Genomic DNA, 20017 nt, shown 5'->3' on the forward strand with positions numbered 1-20017 from the left:
GGGGCTTATTTGTGCAGCTGGGTGAGACCGGTCGGCGGGCCGTCGATCCCGGTCCAGCCACCGTCGACGAACAGCGTGCTGCCGCTGACATAGCTCGCGGCATCCGAGGCGAGATAGGCAACGGCCGTGGCGACTTCGTCGGCGCTGCTCCAGCGGTTGAACACGGTGTGGCCAGCGTAGAGATTGTAGATGTCGGGCCGCTGCTTGAACGGGCTGGTCAGCGCAGTCTCGACGATGCTCGGTGCAATCGCGTTGACGCGCACGCCGGCATGGCCGACCTCGGAGGCAAAGCCCTTCACCAGCAAACCGATCGCCGCCTTGGTCGAGCCGTAGATTCCAAGGCCCGGCTCGATGGTTACCGCACGCACCGAGGAGCAGGCGATGATGCTGCCTCCCTTCTGCTCGATCATGATGCGGCCGAACGCCTGGAAGAACCGGACCGTGCCCTTGACGTTGAGGTTGAGGACGCGGTCGAGATCCTCCTCGGTGTAGTCGAGGATGGTCTTGCGGATGTTGAGCCCGGGCGTCGTCACGGCGATGTCGAGCCGGGAAAATTTCTGCATCACGAACTTGGCGAGCGCATTGACGTCAATAGCGCTCGAAGCATCGCAGTTTGCCGCCTCGGCCCAGCCACCCGTGTCGCGAATGCCCGCAGCCGTCGCCTCTGCCGCCTCAAGCGCGCGATCGGCGCAGACGACGCGGGCGCCGAGCCCCGCCATTGCCTCGGCCGACGATTTGCCGATGCCTGATGCGGCGCCAAGCACCACGGCGGTCTTGCCGGTGAGATCGAAGAGCTTGCGATAATCAGTCACGGACAGATTCTCCCTGTTGCTGTGACGCAAACTATCGCAAGCGCGGTTCGCCGGCCAATGCCGGCGGACGCACGACAGCTATCCTTTGTACCCCATCAGCAGACGAGGCAGCCACAGCGAGAAGGCCGGGACGTAGGTCACGAACATCAGCGCGGCGATCAGGGCCGCGTAGAACGGCAGGATGGTGCGCATCACCGCGCCTACCGAAATGCCGCCAATGGCGCAGCCGACGAACTGCGTGGTTCCGACCGGCGGAGTGTTCAGGCCCAGGGCGCAGTTGATCAGCATCAGCATGCCGAACTGCACCGGATCCATGCCCGCCTTCATCGCGATCGGCAGGAAGATCGGGGTGCAGATCAGGATGGTCGCCGCCATGTCCATGAAGGTGCCAAGCAGGAACAGGATGACGTTGATCAGCAGCAAGATCATCCAGGGCTGCGTGGACACTTTGCTCATCAGGTCGCCGGCGAAATCGGCGACTTCATAGAGGCCCATCAGGTACTGGAACATGGTGGAGACGCCGATCAACAGAAGCACCACGCCCGTGGTCTTCACCGCCTTGGCCGCCGCATGCAGGAAGTTGTTCCAGGTCATGGTTCGGTAGATGAAGAACGTCAGCACGATCGTATAGGTGACAGCGACGGCGGCGGATTCAGTTGCCGTGAAAACCCCCGACAAGATACCCGTCAGGATGATGCCGACGATCAGAAGGCCGGGCAAAGCGGCCGCAAACGAGCGGACCACCTCGGTCCAGCCGGGGAACTTGCCGGCGGGATAGCCGCGCTTCACTGCAACCGCGTAAGCGGCGACCAGCATACAAATCATCAGCACCAGCGCCGGCAGCAGGCCCGCTGCGATCAGCGCCCCAATCGAGACCTTGCCGCCGGCGGCGAGCGCATAAATGATCATGTTGTGACTGGTCGGCATCAAGGCGCCGACGAGCGAGGCATGCGTGGTGACGTTGACGGCGTAGTCGGTGTCGAACCCCTCCTTCTTCATCATCGGGATCATCACCGCGCCCATCGCCGACACGTCGGCCACGGGGGAGCCGGAGACACCGCCGAACAGCGTGCAGGCGACCACGTTCGACATGCCGAGGCCGCCGCGGATGTGGCCGACGACATTTTTGGCGAGCTGCACGATCTTGTCGGCAACGCCGCCATGGAGCATCAACTCACCGCTGAAGACGAAGAACGGAATGGCAAGGAACGAGAAGATATTCATTCCCGACATCATCTGCTGGAAGATGACGGCGACGGGCAGGCCTTCGTAGAGGATGGTGCAGATCGCCGAGAGGCCGATCGCGAAGGCGACCGGTACGCCCAGAACCAGAAAGCCGAAGAACGTGGCGCCGAGAATAATCAGTTCCATGAGGGGACGACCTCTTCGCCGCGCAGGAGCGCGATGATGTGCTCGATTGAAAAGGAGACGATCAGGACGCCGGAGGCGACCAGCGGCACGTAGCGAACGACCTCAGGGAAACCGAGATTGGGGATATGCACCGTCCCGACCGACGCGCCAAGGATCCAGCCGTTGTAGGCCATGGCAACACCGAATAGAGCCACCAGGATGTGGATCACGAGCTCGACCTTCTCTCGCAGGTGATCCGGAAGCATCACCAAGAGACTGTCCATGCCGATATGTCCGGCATCGCGCACGCCGACGGCAGCGCCGATCAGCGTGACATAGAGGATCAGGACGAGCGCGAGGTTTTCGGTCCAGGTCGGGCTGGAGTTGAGCACGTAGCGTCCGAACACCTGGTAGAACACGATGGTGACGATGACGAGCAACCCGCTCACGGACAGATACATGCCTGCACGGGCGATAGGCGCATTGATCCGCGACAGCAAACTGGTGGACGGATGGCCCGCCTCCTGCTCATTGTCTGCGACGTGTGGGTCTGTCATCCCGCCCCTCCCTTGTCAGGATCCGGCGCCGCGCAGGCGCAGCGCCGGATCTGGTCCCCTCGTGCTTTTACTTGGTGTCCTGGATGCGCTTGACGAGGCTCTGGAGCTTCTCGTCACCGGCGAACTTCTGGTACACCGGCTTCATCGCGTCGACAAACTCCTGCTTGTTCGCGACCGTGACGACCTGAACGCCGGCGGCTTCGACGGTCTTGCGGGACGCCTGCTCGCGCTCGTCCCAGAGCTTGCGCATGACCGGCACCGATTCCTTCGCCGCCTTGCGGACCATCGCCTGATCCTCCTTGCTCAGCGTATCCCAGACCTTCTTGGACATCACGAGGACCTCAGGCGCCAGCGAGTGCTCGGTGACGTTATAGAATTTGGCAGCCTCGAAATGACGCGAGGACTCGTAGGAGGGCCAGTTGTTCTCGGCAGCGTCGACCAGGCCGGTCTTGAGCGCGGTGTAGACCTCGCCATACGGCATCGGTGTCGGATTGGCGCCGAGGCTCTGGATCATGCCGACCCAGAGGTCCGATTGCTGGACGCGAATCTTCAGGCCCTTGACGTCGGCCAGCGACTTGATCGGTGCCTTGACGGTGTAAATCGAACGGGCGCCGCTGTCATAGTAAGCGAGGCCGATCAACCCCGCAGGCTCCATGGCCGCAAGGATCTCGTCGCCGATCGGCCCGTCGAGAACGGTGCGCATATGCTGCGTGTCGCGGAAGACGAAGGGCAGGCACAGGGCGACGGTTTCCGGCACGAAGTTGTTCAACGGCGATGCGTTGATCCGCATCATGTCGAGCGCGCCGATCTTGAGCTGCTCGATGGTGTCCTTCTCGGAGCCCAAGGCCCCGTTCGGAAATACCTTGACGCCGAGCTTGCCGCCGCTCGCGGTCGCAAGCTGCTTGCCCATGAACTTGACGGCTTCGACGGTCGGATAGTCGGCCGGGTGGACGTCGGCCGAGCGGAAATCGCGTGCAGTCGCGAACGGCGCCGAGACAGCCAGTGTAGCGGCTGCGATGATACCGATGAGTGTCTTCATCTGGGCTTTCCTCCTGAGTTGATTATGTCGTCGTTGGGCTGGTGCTACAGACCGCCTTGCGTCGCTCCACTTCAGGTGTGAAGTCAAGCGCTACAACTGCACCACCTTCGTAGGATAGCGCGGCGGGGTCGAGTAAATCTGGCCGGTTAACGATCTCTGCCCGCGACCGCGCGGCGCTCATCGCGCCCGCTCCTGCGGGGGACCCGTGCGGCAGGTGCCGGCTCCCCGGCAATCGGGCCGCGCCGTCGGCCAATGCTGGATGCGCGGTAACGATGCTCATCGTATCCATAGACGTTCCTCTGCTTTGTGCTCGACCGCTATTGGATGCGGCTTGGAGTTTGGGCGAGACGATCGCCTCGTCTATTATGAACGCGCCCATCGGCGTGATATCGCCAACGTCGTCCCTAGGGCGGGCGACATTCTGAGTCCAAGCCAAATGCGGCATCGATCGATGCTGGACTTGCATTGATCCGCCAGGCGGCATCCGGCAGGACAATCGGAGCATAATTCCGCTTTTCCGAAATGCCACCCCCACATCCGGCGGCAGTCGCGGTCATCGACGGCTAGACCAGCAAGATCACTCGCCGTCGAGGCCGCTCTCGGCCAGCTCGCGGAGCGCATCGGTATCGAGCACAACGATGGCGCCGTGCTCAAGGCGGACCCAGTTTCGGCCCGCCCATGCGCGCAATTGCTTGTTGATGCTCTCGCGCGTCATCCCCACCATTTCACTGATCTCCTGCTGGGTGATCGCGAGGGTGCCACTGCCCGAATCGAGCTTGCGCTCCTCGGTGAGACCGAGCAATGCGCTCGCGAGCCGGCCCGGCAGATTCTGCAGGATCACCTGCTCGACCTGTTGGCTGGTCCAGCGCAGCCGCGCGCAGAGCAATTCAATGAATTTCATCGCCAGCGCCGGCTGACTCTTCACGAAGGGGAGGAAGTCGCGGCGATCGATGATGTAGAGTTCGCAATTGGTGTTGGCAGTCGCATCGGCCGACCGTGGCGCACCATCGAGCACCGCGATCTCCCCGAAGATCTCTCCCGGACCGATCAGGTTGAGAATGGCATTCCGGCCATCGGGCGACGAGGAAGAGATTTTCACTGTTCCCGTGATCACCGCGAACAGATTGTTTCCGGGGTCGCCCTTCGCGGCGATCGTCGCGCCGCGCTTGACCGTGGTGTGCTTGGCATAGCGGCACAGTTGATCGAGCGCGTCCGGCTCAAGATCCGCGAAGATCGGATGCTTGCGCAGGACCGACAGTTTGTTACCCGACGACTGCCGGGGGTCGCCGGTCTTGTCCTGAGGCACGCCGGGACTCCTAAGACTGCGAGCGCTGGAGTTCCTGCGTAGTCAGTGTTGCCTGTCTTTTCAACCGGAAAGCACGGGACAGTTTGAGACAACTGCCGTTAAAATGTCGCGGTAGCGCCACCAATCCGCACCCGCAGGGTGCGTGGATGCAATTCAAACCATGCAGAGTTGTGGAGAAAGCAGATCGCGATCAGGCCGGGTCACGGCGGAATGGCCGATAGCCGCCGCGAAAGGCGCATCAAAATGATCTTGGGAACTTCAGCGCTTTGTGTCCGAACCGAGCCTGCGAGCACTCGTCTGTCGGTCCGCCCAAGCCAGCGCCCAGGCAAATGCCACAAAGACAGCCACCACGGCCATGGTCACAAGCAGCGCGTCAGTCGGCATCATTCCCTCCCGGACCTTGTTGTGGGGGTATTATTGACGAGGCGCGACTGCCGTCATTGATCCGGATCAAAAACCAGCGAGGGCGAGGCCAGGTCGTGTCGGGATTCAGGCCGCGGCCAAGGCTTCGATCCGGGCGGGGTCGCGCAGGCTGATTCCGCCATGGATGATCTCGATCGCACCGTGCCGTTCCAGCTTGGTGAAGGTGCGGCTGACGGTTTCGATGGTCAGGCCAAGGTAGTCCGCAATGTCCTGCCGGCTCATCGGCAAGGGGACAGTATTCGACGAACCCTTCAGCGGGACCAGTCGTTCTCGCCAGCCGAGCAGAAAAGTCGCGACCTTTTCATCTGCCGAGCGACGGCCGAGCAGGACCATGTGGTCACGCGCCTGGCTCAGCTCTCGAATCGCCAGCTCGTTGATGCGCTTGAGCAGATGCGGCCGGTCCTCCATGAAGCGGCCAAAAGCTGTCTTGGCGAATTGGCACACGGTCACGGTACCAATCGCATCGGCCGAAAAATTGTGGCGGCCGGACAGGTTCATCCCGAGGAAATCGCCGGGCAAGGCAAAGCCCACGATCTGCCGGCGACCGTCAGGCAGCAGCTTGTAGAGCCGCATCACGCCTTCGAGGAGATTGTAGAACGAGGTCGTGATATCCTCCTCGGAAAACACCGTCTCTCCCGCTCCGAAATGAACGCGGCGCCCGAGATGTTCGAACTCCCCGAGCTCGGCCGAGTCCAGCGACGCACAAACCGCGATGCCGCGGACCGCGCAGTCGCTGCAAAAATGATCGTTTGGCTCAATCATCGTCACGGAAGCCTTCATCCATCGCCCAGGCGTCATCGAATCTCCGCGACCGACAGAAACCGCGCCAAGTGCATTTTACTGCAACCCGGCAAAGTCGATTGACCCAGATCAAATTTGACGCACGTCCCCGCCCTACTCTGCGCCGAGAATTCAACGGGACCGATTTCCATGCTGCACGCCGCGCTGCGCTACGGCCTGATTGGGCTGCTCCTGATCACTCCCGCGCTCGCCGCGCAGAGCGCCGAGCAACGCGGCAAGGCCTATGCGCGCGCCAATTGCGCGCGCTGCCACGCGATCGACCGTCGTTCCGAAAGCCCGCTCAAGATCGCACCGCCGTTCAGGACCTTGCACCGGCGCTACGCGATCGATTCCCTCGAGGAAGCACTCGCTGAAGGTATCTATACCGGCCACGCCGACATGCCCGCTTTCGAGCTCGAGCCCGACCAGATCCACGACCTCCTGTCCTATCTCAAGACGCTCGAGTAGCTTTGGAAGCATCACACCGCCTGGACGGTCCAGCCGATCAGCTCCCTGGCGATGCGTGCGAACGCTGCGTCGAACGCTGTGACCGCGGCGGCCGGCTCGACCTTGTCGAGCTTCTCGCTGGTCTCGACCAGGCGGGATGCGGTCACCTTGCCATTCTTGTCGACGATCCGTGCCGATAGTCCAATCTCGACCCGCGGCTCGCCGTCCGTGGCAATGCGGAAACGCCTGATGTCGATCAAAAGCTGATATTCCGCCTGCCCCAATTCTGTCGTTCGCAACGGGGCGTGCGCAATATCGTAATTCTCGAAGCTGTCGATCAGCCGCGCCTGCACCAGCTTTGGAATGCTATCGGCCCAGAGGAAGTCGGCGAAGCCTTTGATATCGCCAGTCGGCGAGAACAGCATGCGCTGGGTCTGTAGCATCGCGACGGCGGTCGGCTCGGGAATGGCCAGCGATGCCGAGAGCGTCTTGCCGGCACCTCCGAGATCTTGTGGCGTGCGGAGATCATAGGTGATCTTCTGTGCAGGCGCGCCGCCGCCGGTCATTTTCTCGAGGCCCGCCAGGATACCGTCAATCTTACCCGTGTTGCGCGCAAGGCCATCCGAGAACGTCTTGAAATTGGCCATGGTGTCCTTGAGTGGGCCGGAATTGTCCTCAAGCACGGAATCGACGCGCCGCAGCGCCTCGCGCGCTGCCTGCGTCATGCTCAGGCCCGCGCCGGCCTCGGCGATCAAAGTCAGAGGGTCGCCAGACCTCGCGACGATCGTGCCACCCTCCAGCGTCACCACCGGCACGCCCGTCAGCCCCTGGAAATCGAGCCCGACCTTGGTGTCGGTGCGCACCGGCGTTGCTGAAGCGACCGAGATCGTCGCATTGACGAAGCGCGGATTGTCGGGCGCAAGGCCAAGCTGCGTCACCTCACCGACGCGGATGCCGTTGAACAGGACGCCGGCACCGACCAGAAGGCCTGGCACCGGTCCCTGGAACTGTACTTGGTAGTTCGCGCGCGGCCCGATGCCACCGCTGTTGTTCAGCCAATAGACGAAGCCGAATACCGCGAGGATCGCGGCCAGCACGAAGGTGCCGATCAGCACGTAGGGAGCGCGGGTTTCCATGTATCATCTCATCTGTGGTTGCAGCATCTGCGAGCGCTTGCCGTGGAAATAGGCCCGCACCCAGGGGTGCTCGGATTGCAGCAGGTCGCGCATGGGGCCGATCGCCACGATCTTGCCATCGGCAAGCGCGGCAACGCGGTCGCAGACTGTGGTAAGGCTTGCGAGATCATGGGTGACCATGAAGACAGTGAGCCCGAGGGTCTTTTGCAACGTCCGGATCAGCGCATCGAAATCGCCCGCGGCGATCGGGTCGAGGCCGGACGTCGGCTCGTCGAGGAAGAGGATCGGTGGATCGAGCGCGAGCGCGCGCGCCAGCGCCACGCGTTTCGTCATTCCGCCCGACAGTTCGGATGGATATTTGTCGCCATCCTGCGCGCGTAGCCCAACCATCTCGAGCTTGGCAATCGCGATCTCGTCCATCAGCTCCTGTGACAACACGAGATTTTCGCGAAGCGGAAATTGTACATTCTGCCTGACGGTCAGCGATGAGAACAGCGCGCCCTGCTGGAACAGAATGCCCCATGTCGCTGCGCGGCTGCGATCATGCGGGGCACCAATCGTCTGCCCCATGACTTCGATGGTGCCGCTGCGACGCGGAATAAGACCGATAATGGTACGCATCAGCACCGACTTGCCGCCGCCAGATGCGCCCACCAGTCCAAGAATCTCGCCGCAGCGGACATCGAGCGATAGATGGCCGAGCACGGTCTGACGGCCGAAACCAACGACGAGATCACGGACCCGGATCGCGAACTCTGCTTGCGGCTCGGGCATCGTCACATTCCGATCGAAGCGAAGAAGATCGCGAATAGCCCGTCCAGCACGATCACCAGGAAGATCGACTTGACCACCGATGTCGTCGTCTGTCGACCAAGGGATTCCGCGCTACCCTTCACGCGCAATCCTTCGCTGCAGGCGACGATCCCGATGACCAGAGCCATGAACGGCGCTTTCAGGATCCCGACCTCGAAATGGGTGACGGAAATGGCTTCATGCAGCCGCGCGATGTAGATCGCAGGCCCCATGTCGCCGTAGAAATGCGCAACCAGACCGCCGCCATAGAGCGCGGCCATCGATCCAATGAAGGCGAGAATGGGCAGCGCGATGACGAGGGCAACCACGCGCGGCAAGATCAGGACGTCGACGGGATCTAGCCCCATGGTGGAGAGCGCGTCGATCTCTTCACGCATTTTCATCGAGCCAAGCTCGGCCGTATAGGCGCTTCCCGAACGTCCAGCGACCATGATGGCGACGATCAGCACGCCGAGCTCGCGCAAGACGAGGATGCCGACCATGTCGACTGTGTAGGACTCCGCACCGAACCTGCGGAAATGAAAGAATCCCTGCTGGGCAATGATGGCGCCGATCAGGAAAGTGATCAGTACGACGATTGGAATTGCCTGCAACCCGATCCGGTTGAGCTGATAGACCAGCGACGTCAGCCGCAGCGAGTGGGGCCGCCGCAAGACGCCGGCCACCGCCATGAACAGGGCGCCCAGCATTTGCAGAAAGATCGCGATATCTTCACGCGCACCGATCGTGGCCTTGCCGAGGTCGTTCAGCCTGAGCAGAACCGGGTTGGGGGCGACCGCCGGCGGCGGCGCGTGACGATTGACCTGCCGCACCTCCTCCAGCAGGCCATTGAAATGATCGGCCACGCCCGTGATCTCGGCTCGCCTGCCCGATGAGGCGGCTTTGCGCGACAGCTTCTCCAGGATCCAGGCCCCGAGCGTATCGAGCGCGCTGATTCCCGACATGTCCAGCGTCACGGCTCTTGATCGATCGACCTCTGCGTCGACCGAGCGGGACAAAGTCTCGAGCGTCGTCACATTCGCCGCGGTCCAGGGCCCTTCCGGGCGCAATTTCAGCACATCGCCAGACGACGTCGCCAGCAACAGCGGTTCTGGGTTCACGCTTCCACCTCATCGGGACGATTTGGTCCCATTGAGCTGCTATTTCTAGGCCAGCATGTGGCGGCGGGTTTGACCTGTCTCAAGACTGCTACCACGCGCCGCTTGACGCAAATCAAGCACGGGCGCACCGGCGCGACTTAGGTTTTGCTCCATTCAATGGAGACATCAAATCCATGTTCGACAGCGACAGGGTGAGCGAAGAACTGCGGACGTTGAAGGTGGACGTTACCCGGCTGCTGAGCACGGCTGGCGAGGGGATGTTCGAGAGTTCGAAGGAACGTGCCGAGATTCTCGCCGATCAGATCAAGGCAGCGCTGGCCGAACTCGGCGAAACCGTGAGCGAAGATCAAGAGCAGCTCCATGACCTCATCACGGGGCGCCCGGTCGCCTCGCTCGCGTCCGCTTTTGCGCTCGGCGTGGTGGTCGGCTTCATGCTGCGGAGGCACTAGGTGAATAGCGAGAATGTGATCAAGCATCTGCGCGCCTTGTGGCGCACCGACAGGATCATCGCGGATATCCGGCTGCGACACCTGCTTGTCGGACTTGGCCTGCGGGCCTTCGCCGCGCTGATCGCCGCATTCGGTCTCTTGATGCTGGAGCTATCGGCCTATTTCGCCCTGGTCCAGATCTGGAGCGCGATCACCGCGGCGGCGGTCCTCGGAGCGATCAATTTCGCCATCGCGGCGGCCCTGTTCATCGTCGCCGGGCGCCCGCCATCCGGCCGCGACATTGAGCTCGCCAACGAGATCCACGGCACATCGATCGAGGCGCTTCAGGTCGAAGCCCGCGCGTTTCAGGCCGAATTGACCGGCGCAGTCCATCATCCGCTGAGCACAATCGTGCCGGTGCTGGTGCCGCTCATTGCGATCATCGTCAGGAACATGCGGAAGACCGCCAGAGAGAGCGCATCGGACGCAAGTTCCGAAGCGCGTTCGTAGCGAGCCGCCTCAGAGCTTCAGCCGGACGTCGCAGAGGTCAGGCTCGGTCGGATCCGGCTTGATCTCGAAGCCGAGCTGCCGGCACATCTCGAGCATCACGACGTTCTCCTTGAGCACGTCGCCCGAGATGATCTTGAGGCCTTCCGATCTGGCATAGTCGATGATCAGCTGCATCAAGGCCCAACCGAGGCCCCTGCCCTTGAGGTCGGAGCGCAGCAGGATCGCGTATTCGCCTCTCTCGTAGATCGAGTCCGAGTGCAACCGCACCACTCCGACCATCTCATTACTGTCGTCGAACGCAATGAACGCCATGGCCCGCGCATAGTCGAGCTGGGTCAGGCGCGCGATGAACTCGTGGGTGAACTCCTTCATCGGCGCGAAGAACCGGAGGCGAAGATCGTGCGGCGTGACGTGACGCAGGAATTCGTGGATGGTCGGCTCGTCCTCGGGGCGCAGGGGACGCACCGAGATGTGCCAGCCATCCTTGAGTGTAAGGCGACGCTCCCATTGCGACGGATAGGCACGTACGGCGAAATTTGCAGGCCCGGAGCCCGCGAATTTCCGCTGCGGCGGCCCCACGGCCACGCGGGCGTCGACCGCCGTTACGCCGGTTTCGTCGGCGAGCAGAGGGTTGATATCGAGCTCACGGATCTCGGGAATGTCCGCCGCCATCTGCGCCAGCTTGACCAAGACCAAAGGGACGGCGTCCTGCTTGACGGCCGGCACGTCCCGGTAGGCACGTAGCAACCGCGACACGCGCGTGCGCTCAATGAGATCACGGGCAAGCTGTAAATCAAGCGGCGGCAGCGCCAGGGCCTTGTCATTGATGATCTCAACCGCCGTCCCGCCGCGGCCGAACACGACGACGGTGCCGAACGTCGGGTCATCGGCGAGACCCAAGATCAGCTCTCGCGCCTTGGCCTTGACCACCATTGCCTGCACAATGATGCCATCGATGCGGGCTTCGGGCCGCAACCTCTTCGCCCGCGCGAGAATCTCGGCGGCAGCCGCGCGTACCGCGGCCGGCGTCGTCAGATTGAGCACGACACCGCCGACGTCGGACTTGTGCACGATGTCGCGCGACAGGATCTTGAGCACGACGGTGGCGCCCCGTGCGAATATCTCATCCGCGTAGGCGACCGCCTGCTCGTCATCTTCAGCCGCGTAGGTCGGCACCATGGCGATATCATAACAGCCAAGCAGATGCTTGATCTCGACAGGCTCCAGCCATTTGCGCCCGTCGGCGATGACCGTCGAGACGATCTGCTTCGCGGCCGCAACATCGGGCACGAAAGCGTCCGGCATCGCCGGAGGAACCTGGCTCAGCTCGTCGACCACCTCGCGATGTCGGACCATGTGCATGAAGCCGCGCACTGCATCATCTTCAGTCGGGTAGTTCGGAATGCCGGCGGCGGATAGCGTCGCAATGATCTCCTGATCAGCCCCGACCCAGGCCGCAAGCACAGGCTTGGCCCAACTGCGGTGCTTCTCGCGATATTTTCCGATGAGATCGGTCACAGTCGTCGCGATCTGGGCGGCCGATGCGATCGCAGTTTGTACGTTGAGCACCAGGACCGCATCATTGCCGGGATCGTCGAGCAGCACCTCCAACGCAGCGGCGTAACGCGGCGCGTCGGCATCACCGACGATGTCGACGGGATTTGCGCCGGACCAGGTCGGCGGCAGCACCGCGTCGAGCCTCTGGCGCGCTTCCGGTGTCATGGGCGCGGGAACTCCGCCAAGGTCCGCGAGCCGATCAATCGCGAGGACGCCGATGCCACCGCCATTGGTCAGAATCGCAAGGCGCTTTCCGGCCGGCGACCCGACCCGGCCCAGGGTCTCGGCACAATCGAACAGCTCGCGCAGATCGGATACTCGAAGTACGCCGGCACGGCGGAAGGCCGCATCGTAGACCGCGTCGGCACCAGCGAGCGCACCTGTATGCGTGGCAGCCGCCTTCGCCCCCTGCGCCATGCGGCCGGACTTCACGACGACGACCGGCTTCACACGCGCTGCAGCGCGCGCCGCCGACATGAACTTCCGCGCGTCCTTGATGGCCTCGATATAGAGCAGGATCGCCCGCGTCTTGTGGTCCATCGCGAAATAGTCGAGCAGATCCGCGATGTCGACGTCAATCTGATCACCGATGGTGACGATGCCCGAGAAGCCTACGCCGCGCTGCGCGGCCCAGTCCACCATACCGGCTGCGATCGCGCCCGATTGCGAGATCAGCGCGAGGTTGCCTGCCGCCGGCATATGCGCCGCGAAGGTCGCATTGAGGCTTGTGCCGGGCATCATGATGCCGAGACAGTTGGGACCGATCAGCCGCATGCCGTATTTGCGGGCGGCGACGATGGTGGCTTCCTGGAGCGAGCCCGGTCCCTGGCCAAGCCCCGCCGAAACGATCAGGGCGCCGGCCGCGCCAAGACGGCCGGCCTGATCGATGATGTCGGGAATCTCGCCTGCCGGCGCGGTGACGACGATGAGCTCAGGCACGAAGGACAATTGCGCCAGGCTGGCTACGGCAGTCATGCCGTCGATCTCCGCATGGCGCGGGTTCACCAAGCCGAACGGCCCCTTGAACTCCGCCTTGCGAATGTTCTCCAGGACCGCACGCCCGACGGAAACCGGGCGGGAGCTTGCGCCGACCAGCGCAACTGACTGGGGCGACAACACATTTTTCAGGCGGTAAGTCGACATGATCACAATCGTCCGATCGGGCAACGGGTCCGACAGAAGCTAGGCCCGACAGGATATGAGTTGAAACGCACCTAGTGCGACATCATCACCCAGCATGGTGGCTGGCCGATGACAGTCTTGGTCACGCCACCCCAGACGGTCTCGTTCAGGCGCGAGTGATGATAGCCGCCCATGACGACGGCGTCGACCGCGTGGGATTGTGCCCAGCTCCCGAGCACCTTGCCGATCGAACTCCCGTCGCCCTTCACCATTTCGAAGGACGCATAAATCCCGTGTTCCCTGAGATGATGGACGAGACTGTCGCCGGATTGCGCAATCGCTTCGTCCTGATCGTCTGCCACGGTGACGACGTGTACCACGGTTGCCGCTTGCAGGATCGGCAATGCGTCGCCGACAGCGCGTGCGGCGCGCGCCGAGTGGTCCCAGGCAATCATGACATTCTCGAATTCCGGCCGTAACGTCGCCGCGCGCTCTTCCGGACACAGCAGCAGCGGCCGCCCCGATTCGAACAGGAACGTTTCAATGAGGTTTTCGGTTCGGCTGTCGTGCGGCCTCACGGGGATCAAAGCGAGATCGCTGAAGCGCGCATGCTCGGCCAAGGTCGATGCAATCTGCTCAGCCGGCACCCTGCCCGATCGGCTTTGAGCTCGAATGCCGACACGCGAGGCCGCGTTGGTGAATACGTCCAAGAGCTGCTGCAACTCGCCCGCCTTGCCCACATGACCGAGTTCGGCGGGCTCCGGGTCATCGGGGCGCACCACCTTCGGCCGCACGAAGGCGTCTTCCTCGAGCGCGAGCCCGGTGATCCTGGCGCCGAGATCGGCGGCAACGGCGACGCACTTCTCGATCGCGGCCAACCTGGGGGCGCGCGGCTCGCCAAAAAGCGGCAGAAAGACGTCCTTGATGGGCATGGGGATTCTCCTTGGCAACCAAAATAGGCTGCTTTTCGTTAGGCCCCTTGATTCTCGTCAAGGCGGGGAACTTCGCCCGATCAGACAGCGGCGGACGTTGACCGAGGTCAAGGACTGGCCACTCCGTCATTCTATGGATATTCAATCGGAGCGGTTCGCCCCGGAGAGACTTATGCGTGCAATGGTGTTGCCGACCCCACGAGCGCGACTCCGAATGGAGGAACGTCCTGATCCAATCCCGGGGAATGGCCAGATCCGCGTGAAGATCAGCGCTTGCGGGGTGTGCCGGACCGACCTGCACGTCGTCGACGCCGAGCTGCCTGGTATTCGTTATCCGATTGTGCCTGGCCATGAGATCGTTGGCCGGGTCGACCTCGTCGGCCCCAATGTTACAACACATGCGCCTGGTGACCGGGTCGGCATTCCCTGGCTCGGCTCTACGTGCGGAAACTGTCGATTCTGCCGGGATGGCATGGAAAACCTCTGCGACAGCCCGCTGTTCACCGGCTACACGCGCGACGGCGGCTACGCAACGCACACCATCGCCGACGCGCGCTACGCGTTTCCACTGGACGAAGGCAGCAATGACGTGGAGATCGCTCCTCTGCTGTGCGCTGGGCTGATCGGCTGGCGCTCGCTGGTTCTGGCTGGTCCTGCGGAGAGGCTCGGTCTCTATGGTTTTGGCGCGGCCGGCCATATCATCGCGCAAGTCGCGGTCTGGCAGAGGCGATCTGTCTATGCATTCACGCGGCGCGGCGATGACGCCGCACAAACTCTCGCACGACGTCTTGGTGCGGTCTGGGCGGGAGCGTCTGACGAGATGCCCGCCGAACCGCTCGACGCCGCTATCATTTACGCACCAGCCGGCGAACTCGTTCCGGCCGCGCTGCGCGCCGTTCGAAAAGGCGGACGCGTCGTGTGCGCCGGCATCCACATGACCGACATCCCGAGCTTCCCGTATGGTTTGCTCTGGGAGGAACGGCAGTTGGTCTCGGTGGCCAATCTGACCCGGCAAGATGGCCTGGATTTTCTCAGGATCGCACCGCAGGCCGGCGTGCGCACCGAGACGACGGCATTTCCGCTGGATCAAGCCAACGACGTCCTCAGCATGCTACGGAACGGCCAGATTCTGGGTGCGGCCGTCCTGACGCCCTGAGGGTGCTTCGAATGCCTGCCTCGGCGAAAGATCAAACGACGATCCAGGAACGGATCTTCCAAGCACTGGCTGGGCATCCCGGCGTGACGCGGATCGATACGCACGGCGCCTCGGTCTTTCTCGACGGCGATCGCGCGTTAAAGATCAAACGAGCCGTGCGATTTCCCTTCCTCGACTATTCGACGCTTGAGAAGCGCAAGGCGGCCTGCGAGGAGGAAATCCGGATCAACCGCCCATTGGCGCCGCAGATCTATCACGGCGTCATCGCGATCACCGAAGAGCCCGACGGTTCGGTGGCGGTCGACGGCCGCGGACGACCGATCGAGTATGCGGTCGACATGTCGCGCTTCGACGAAAACCGGACGCTGGACCATCTGGCCAAGGCCGGTCCGCTGGATGCAGACCTCTCCATGGCCGTCGCCGAGGCGATCGCAGCTTCGCACACCGCGACATCGCTCGCCAAACGGGAGGAGTGGGTCTCTTCCATCCCCGCGCTGATCGATGGCAACAGCGATGGCCTGCGAAGCGACAACCATTTCGACGCGGCAGCGATCGAACAGCTCGGCAAAGCTTTGCACGAGGCATTCGTGCGCTTGCGTCCCTTGCTCGAGGAACGCCATCGTCAGGGCTTCGTACGGCGCTGCCATGGCGATCTGCATCTCGCCAATATCGTGCTGATCGGCCACTGCCCCGTGCTGTTCGACGCCATCGAATTCGACGCGCGGATGGCAACGGTCGACGTGCTCTACGACCTCGCATTCACGCTGATGGACCTGCTCCGGCACGACCAGCCCATTGCCGCCAACGCCGTCTTGAACGGGTATCTTGCCGCGACACCGCTCGGAAATCTGGACGCGCTTGCCGCCTTGCCGTTGTTCATGTCGATCCGGGCTGCAATCCGCGCCCAGGTAGCCCTGGCACGGTTGAAGCGCCCGCATGCCAGCGAGCCCGATATCCTCGATGATGCTCGCCGCTATTTCGACCTTGCGCGTAAGCTGATCCAGCCTGCCGCGCCCCGCCTGGTCGCGGTGGGCGGACTGTCTGGCACCGGCAAGTCAGTTCTAGCGCGCGCGCTCGCGCCGACCGTCGGGCCGCAGCCGGGGGCCGTCGTGTTGCGGAGTGACGTCATCCGCAAGCAGATGTTCGGGGTCGCCGAGACGGAGCGGCTGCCGCCATCTGCCTATACGCCCGAGCTTGCTGAACGGGTTTACGCAACATTGGCCAGGCACACCCGCCGCATATTGGCACAGGGCCATTCCGTGGTCGTCGACGGCGTATTTGCCCGCGACTTCGAAAGAGACGCCTTCGCCAAGCTAGCCGGGGATTGCCACGTGCCCTTCACCGGCCTTTTCCTGGTCGCCGATCTGGCGACACGGCAGGCCCGAATCGGTGGTCGCAGCAGTGATGCATCGGATGCCACGCAACAGGTTGCCGCGTTGCAAGAGCACTATAATATCGGCCACATGGGTTGGGCCACCATCGACGCGTCCGGAACGCAAGCGCAGACGCTCCAGAACTGCCGGGACGCGATCGCCAAGGATGGCAAGGCAATCTGATTGGCGCGGGCTAGGATGGCGCGACCCACCAGGAGTTCGAAGGCGACCGCCGGTGCGAAGCCGGCGGCAAGCCGCAATACGCTGCCCGGCCGCCTGAGCCCCGGCATGGCCTGCGACACAGCCTTCCGGATCATCGCGCGCCGTCACCTCGCAGCCGTTGTCGCCCAGTACGACGGCACCTGCCGTGGCGATCCGGACGCGCTTCACGAGATCCGAATCGCGCTGACCCATTTGCGGACTGCGATTCGCTTCTTTTCGCCTATGGTCGACGATGCGCTGCGCCCCGAAGTCTGGGCCGAGTTGAAGTGGCTGAATAGTCAGCTCGGCATGGTGCGTGACCTCGACGTCGCCATTGAACGCATCACGTCCGAGGCCGGCGGCGAACTCGCCGTCATCGCCGAACTCAGGCACTGGGAGGAGAAGCGCGCCGAAAGCCATCGTCTGCTGGCCCGAGCGCTGCAATCGGCACGGTATCGTCGGCTGGTCGAACAGACCTCGAGCTGGATCGAGAGCGGCCCCTGGTCGACGCACCGTAGCAAAGTGGCCATCCGGCTACGCCGCTGCCCGCTCGCCGACCACGGGACGACACAGCTGACCGAATGGGAAAGGACGCTGCTCAGGAAGGCCAAAAGGCTGCACAAGCTCGATGTCGAGAAGCGGCACAAGCTGCGGATTCTCAACAAGCGGCTGACCTATTCGATCGAGTCGCTCGACGATCTGTTCTCAGGCACGTCACCGACGAAGCAGAAGTCGATCCTCAAGCAATTGCGCAAGGCGCAAAAGTCCCTCGGACGGCTGAACGACGATGCGCGCGGCCAGACACTGGCCGCGTCGTTGAACGAGGCCACCGAAGCCGGCATCCGCTTTCTCGACCGCAAGCGGGAGAAGAAACTGTTGCAGACTGCTTCGACCGCGTATCACAAGCTGAACAGGGCCGAGCCCTTCCGCTCCTCCGATCTGACGCCGGACGCGGAGCCGGAGGACTAGGTGCGGATGTAGTCGCCGGGAGCATCGGGCAGGCCGCTGAGATCGCCATATCCAATCCGCGGCGGATCACAGAGCGCGCCGGATCTGGCGACGAGCCAGCGGGTCCACTCCGGCCACCACGATCCCTCGACATGGGGCGCCAGCTTCAGCCATTCCTCCGGGCCGACATAGGGCGCGTCTGCAGCCTTGGTCATCACCTGATAGCTGTGCCCGGTCTCGTCGGGTGGCGCGACGACGCCTGCGTTGTGGCCGCCACTAGTCAATAGAAAGGTCAGATCAGCATCGACCTGATAGTGGAGCTTGTGCACAGATCGCCACGGCGCCACGTGATCGGTGACCGTACCGACCGCGAACATCGGCGCATGAATGTCGGAGAGCGAGATGTTCCGGCCTTCCATAAGGTAACGTCCTTCGGCGAGATCATTGTCAAGGAACAGCTTACGCAGATATTCCGAATGCATGCGATAGGGCAATCGCGTTGCGTCCGCGTTCCAAGCCATCAAATCGCTCGGCGGCGCCGCGTCGCCCATCAGGTAGTCGCGCGACAGCCGCGACCAGATCAGGTCGTTCGAACGCAGCAGCGCGAACGCGCCGGCCATCTGTGCCGTATCCAGATAACCTCGCTGCGACATCACGTCTTCAAGGAAGGCGACTTGGCTCTCATTGATGAAGAGCGTCAGCTCGCCGGCTTCGGTGAAGTCGGTCTGCGCCGCCAGAAGCGTGATGGTGCCCAGGCGATCATCGCCGTCGCGCGCCATTGCAGCGGCAGCAATGGACAGCAAAGTGCCGCCAAGACAATAACCGAGCGCATGGGCCTTCTGCCCGGGCATGATTCGGCCAATCGCATCCAGCGCGGCCATCACCCCCAGCTTGCGGTAGTCGTCAAACGCAACATTCCGATCTCGGGCGTCCGGATTGCGCCAGGAGATTGCAAACACGGTAAATCCCTGATCGGTGAGAAATTTAACCAGCGAATTCTGCGGCGACAGATCGAGAATGTAGTATTTCATGATCCAGGCCGGCACGATCAGGATCGGCTCAGGCCGCACTTTTGCCGTCGTCGGATGATACTGGATCAGTTCGATCAGCGCATTGCGGTAGACGACCTTGCCAGGCGACGCCGCGACCGTGTGGCCGACGACAAACTGATCATTTGCAGCGGGCTTTGCTTCCAAGAGCATCCGCATGAGATCGCCGCACCAATTCTGCCATCCAAAGACAAAATTCTCTCCGCCGCTTTGAAACGCCTTCTCCAACACCTCTGGGTTTGTTGCGGCGAAATTCGACGGCGCAAGCATGTCCAATACCTGGCGCATCGAGAATTCGACGATGGCTTCGTTCGCATGCGAGACGCCTCGCACACCCGTCGTGGCATCGTGCCACCAGCGCTCGCCGAGCAGAAACGCCTGCGCAAGAAGATTGAAAGGCGGCGCTTCCCATTGCGGCTCCCTGAAACGACGGTCCCGCTTCTCCCGCCGGATCACGGACCAGGGTGCTAGCCCCGCTGCAGTCGCGTGCGTAGCTGCTTCCAGCAACCGGCTGCTATCACGAATGAAGTTGTTGGCGATCTCCATCCGTCGTTGCGGCGCCCACGCGAGATGGGAACTCCAATCGAGCCAGGCCAGCATCAAGGCGGTCGGCGAAAGCCCGCCCGTGAACCGCGCCAGCATCGCATGGAACATGCGGTCCAGAGAATAGCGTTCGGACGCCGGCTCGGCGGTCGAGGTCTCGCCGGTTGAATTGGTGCTTGTCGCAGACGAGGCGGCGCCAACAACCGGCTCGACGGATGACGCTGGCAACACCGGCTGTGCCGTCCGAGGAAGGATCTTTACAATGTTCATGGCCCGGGATTCTCGTGCGCTTCTGCTCGTTGCGGAGCAGGATATGGCTCCCCGCCCGGGAAACGTTGAGCTGCATCAATTCCAGAGATTGATCACAATCGCTCAACCAGGACGTACCGAGCTCACGTCTTGACATGCGTCAAACCATGCCGCCGGGCACGATCT

18 protein-coding genes are annotated in these 20017 nt (G+C 62.8%); 6 read left to right on the top strand and 12 right to left on the bottom strand.

Going from position 1 to position 20017, the window contains the following annotated elements:
• Window positions 1-5: 5 nt before the first annotated feature.
• From HYH07_RS02340 to HYH07_RS02365, 6 genes are all read right to left on the bottom strand, one after another.
• Entirely contained in the window at window positions 6-812 is an 807-nt protein-coding gene (locus tag HYH07_RS02340) for an SDR family NAD(P)-dependent oxidoreductase (protein WP_220000948.1), read from the bottom strand.
• Window positions 813-890: 78 nt separating this feature from the next.
• Window positions 891-2183 carry a TRAP transporter large permease gene (locus HYH07_RS02345; protein ID WP_220000949.1) on the bottom strand — a complete coding sequence of 431 codons (1293 nt, stop codon included), beginning with the start codon at window positions 2181-2183 and terminating at the stop codon, window positions 891-893.
• The gene (locus HYH07_RS02350; RefSeq protein WP_220000950.1) at window positions 2174-2719 is read right to left on the bottom strand and encodes a TRAP transporter small permease; all 546 of its coding nucleotides are present in this window, start codon (window positions 2717-2719) and stop codon (window positions 2174-2176) included. The genes HYH07_RS02345 and HYH07_RS02350 overlap by 10 nt, the downstream gene beginning before the upstream one ends.
• A 67-nt stretch (window positions 2720-2786) precedes the next feature.
• Complete coding sequence (locus HYH07_RS02355; protein ID WP_057749505.1) at window positions 2787-3758, bottom strand: TRAP transporter substrate-binding protein; 972 nt, start codon at window positions 3756-3758, stop codon at window positions 2787-2789.
• Between the two features lie 577 nt (window positions 3759-4335).
• A complete protein-coding gene (locus HYH07_RS02360; protein ID WP_220000951.1) occupies window positions 4336-5064 on the bottom strand; it encodes a Crp/Fnr family transcriptional regulator in 729 nt (242 codons plus the stop codon).
• 489 nt (window positions 5065-5553) lie between these two features.
• Window positions 5554-6267 (bottom strand): helix-turn-helix domain-containing protein, encoded by a 714-nt coding sequence (locus HYH07_RS02365; protein WP_220001203.1) that lies wholly within the window; start codon window positions 6265-6267, stop codon window positions 5554-5556.
• A gap of 150 nt (window positions 6268-6417) precedes the next feature.
• Between HYH07_RS02365 and HYH07_RS02370 the strand changes: the two genes are divergently transcribed.
• Window positions 6418-6735 (top strand): c-type cytochrome, encoded by a 318-nt coding sequence (locus tag HYH07_RS02370; RefSeq protein ID WP_220000952.1) that lies wholly within the window; start codon window positions 6418-6420, stop codon window positions 6733-6735.
• Between the two features lie 11 nt (window positions 6736-6746).
• Here HYH07_RS02370 and HYH07_RS02375 read toward each other — a convergent pair whose 3' ends face one another.
• From HYH07_RS02375 to HYH07_RS02385, 3 genes are read right to left on the bottom strand one after another with little or no spacing between them, the layout of a single operon-like run.
• Window positions 6747-7850 carry an ABC-type transport auxiliary lipoprotein family protein gene (locus tag HYH07_RS02375; protein WP_220000953.1) on the bottom strand — a complete coding sequence of 368 codons (1104 nt, stop codon included), beginning with the start codon at window positions 7848-7850 and terminating at the stop codon, window positions 6747-6749.
• Between the two features lie 3 nt (window positions 7851-7853).
• Window positions 7854-8624 carry an ABC transporter ATP-binding protein gene (locus HYH07_RS02380; protein ID WP_220000954.1) on the bottom strand — a complete coding sequence of 257 codons (771 nt, stop codon included), beginning with the start codon at window positions 8622-8624 and terminating at the stop codon, window positions 7854-7856.
• Between the two features lie 2 nt (window positions 8625-8626).
• The gene (locus tag HYH07_RS02385) at window positions 8627-9763 is read right to left on the bottom strand and encodes an ABC transporter permease (protein WP_220000955.1); all 1137 of its coding nucleotides are present in this window, start codon (window positions 9761-9763) and stop codon (window positions 8627-8629) included.
• A gap of 173 nt (window positions 9764-9936) precedes the next feature.
• On the opposite strand from HYH07_RS02385, the gene HYH07_RS02390 reads away from it, so the two are divergent.
• Window positions 9937-10212 carry a hypothetical protein gene (locus HYH07_RS02390; RefSeq protein ID WP_220000956.1) on the top strand — a complete coding sequence of 92 codons (276 nt, stop codon included), beginning with the start codon at window positions 9937-9939 and terminating at the stop codon, window positions 10210-10212.
• Entirely contained in the window at window positions 10213-10701 is a 489-nt protein-coding gene (locus HYH07_RS02395; RefSeq protein ID WP_220000957.1) for a phage holin family protein, read from the top strand.
• Between the two features lie 9 nt (window positions 10702-10710).
• On the opposite strand, the gene HYH07_RS02400 is transcribed toward HYH07_RS02395, so the two are convergent.
• On the bottom strand, window positions 10711-13401 hold the full coding sequence (locus HYH07_RS02400) for a bifunctional acetate--CoA ligase family protein/GNAT family N-acetyltransferase (protein ID WP_220000958.1): 2691 nt from the start codon (window positions 13399-13401) through the stop codon (window positions 10711-10713).
• A 71-nt stretch (window positions 13402-13472) separates the two neighbouring features.
• Window positions 13473-14312 (bottom strand): universal stress protein, encoded by an 840-nt coding sequence (locus tag HYH07_RS02405; RefSeq protein WP_220000959.1) that lies wholly within the window; start codon window positions 14310-14312, stop codon window positions 13473-13475.
• A 172-nt stretch (window positions 14313-14484) separates the two neighbouring features.
• Here HYH07_RS02405 and HYH07_RS02410 point away from each other — a divergent pair, with 172 nt between their 5' ends.
• Genes HYH07_RS02410 through HYH07_RS02420 form a run of 3 tightly spaced genes read left to right on the top strand, consistent with a single transcriptional unit; the run spans window position 14485 to window position 18011 of the window.
• Window positions 14485-15468, top strand: a complete 984-nt coding sequence (locus tag HYH07_RS02410) for a zinc-dependent alcohol dehydrogenase family protein (RefSeq protein WP_220000960.1) — start codon at window positions 14485-14487, stop codon at window positions 15466-15468.
• Window positions 15469-15479: 11 nt separating this feature from the next.
• The gene (locus tag HYH07_RS02415) at window positions 15480-17024 is read left to right on the top strand and encodes a bifunctional aminoglycoside phosphotransferase/ATP-binding protein (RefSeq protein ID WP_220000961.1); all 1545 of its coding nucleotides are present in this window, start codon (window positions 15480-15482) and stop codon (window positions 17022-17024) included.
• A 15-nt stretch (window positions 17025-17039) separates the two neighbouring features.
• The gene (locus tag HYH07_RS02420; RefSeq protein ID WP_220000962.1) at window positions 17040-18011 is read left to right on the top strand and encodes a CHAD domain-containing protein; all 972 of its coding nucleotides are present in this window, start codon (window positions 17040-17042) and stop codon (window positions 18009-18011) included.
• Here the strand turns inward: HYH07_RS02420 and HYH07_RS02425 are convergent.
• On the bottom strand, window positions 18008-19693 hold the full coding sequence (locus HYH07_RS02425) for an alpha/beta hydrolase (protein WP_249781102.1): 1686 nt from the start codon (window positions 19691-19693) through the stop codon (window positions 18008-18010). The genes HYH07_RS02420 and HYH07_RS02425 overlap by 4 nt on opposite strands.
• Window positions 19694-20017: the final 324 nt, after the last annotated feature.

Origin of the sequence: Bradyrhizobium sp. BR 10261, assembly GCF_019455395.1 — a bacterium.
GTDB classification, from domain to species: Bacteria; Pseudomonadota; Alphaproteobacteria; order Rhizobiales; family Xanthobacteraceae; genus Bradyrhizobium; species Bradyrhizobium manausense.

Bases quoted from the DNA above. Each gene is read 5' to 3' on its own strand.
- HYH07_RS02345 (WP_220000949.1), bottom strand. From the start codon at position 2,183: ATGGAACTGATTATTCTCGGCGCCACGTTCTTCGGCTTTCTGGTTCTG.
- HYH07_RS02350 (WP_220000950.1), bottom strand. From the start codon at position 2,719: ATGACAGACCCACACGTCGCAGACAATGAGCAGGAGGCGGGCCATCCG.
- HYH07_RS02355 (WP_057749505.1), bottom strand. From the start codon at position 3,758: ATGAAGACACTCATCGGTATCATCGCAGCCGCTACACTGGCTGTCTCG.
- HYH07_RS02365 (WP_220001203.1), bottom strand. From the start codon at position 6,267: ATGAAGGCTTCCGTGACGATGATTGAGCCAAACGATCATTTTTGCAGC.
- HYH07_RS02370 (WP_220000952.1), top strand. From the start codon at position 6,418: ATGCTGCACGCCGCGCTGCGCTACGGCCTGATTGGGCTGCTCCTGATC.
- HYH07_RS02375 (WP_220000953.1), bottom strand. From the start codon at position 7,850: ATGGAAACCCGCGCTCCCTACGTGCTGATCGGCACCTTCGTGCTGGCC.
- HYH07_RS02380 (WP_220000954.1), bottom strand. From the start codon at position 8,624: ATGCCCGAGCCGCAAGCAGAGTTCGCGATCCGGGTCCGTGATCTCGTC.
- HYH07_RS02390 (WP_220000956.1), top strand. From the start codon at position 9,937: ATGTTCGACAGCGACAGGGTGAGCGAAGAACTGCGGACGTTGAAGGTG.
- HYH07_RS02400 (WP_220000958.1), bottom strand. From the start codon at position 13,401: ATGTCGACTTACCGCCTGAAAAATGTGTTGTCGCCCCAGTCAGTTGCG.
- HYH07_RS02405 (WP_220000959.1), bottom strand. From the start codon at position 14,312: ATGCCCATCAAGGACGTCTTTCTGCCGCTTTTTGGCGAGCCGCGCGCC.
- HYH07_RS02410 (WP_220000960.1), top strand. From the start codon at position 14,485: ATGCGTGCAATGGTGTTGCCGACCCCACGAGCGCGACTCCGAATGGAG.
- HYH07_RS02415 (WP_220000961.1), top strand. From the start codon at position 15,480: ATGCCTGCCTCGGCGAAAGATCAAACGACGATCCAGGAACGGATCTTC.
- HYH07_RS02420 (WP_220000962.1), top strand. From the start codon at position 17,040: ATGGCGCGACCCACCAGGAGTTCGAAGGCGACCGCCGGTGCGAAGCCG.
- HYH07_RS02425 (WP_249781102.1), bottom strand. From the start codon at position 19,693: ATGTTCCATGCGATGCTGGCGCGGTTCACGGGCGGGCTTTCGCCGACC.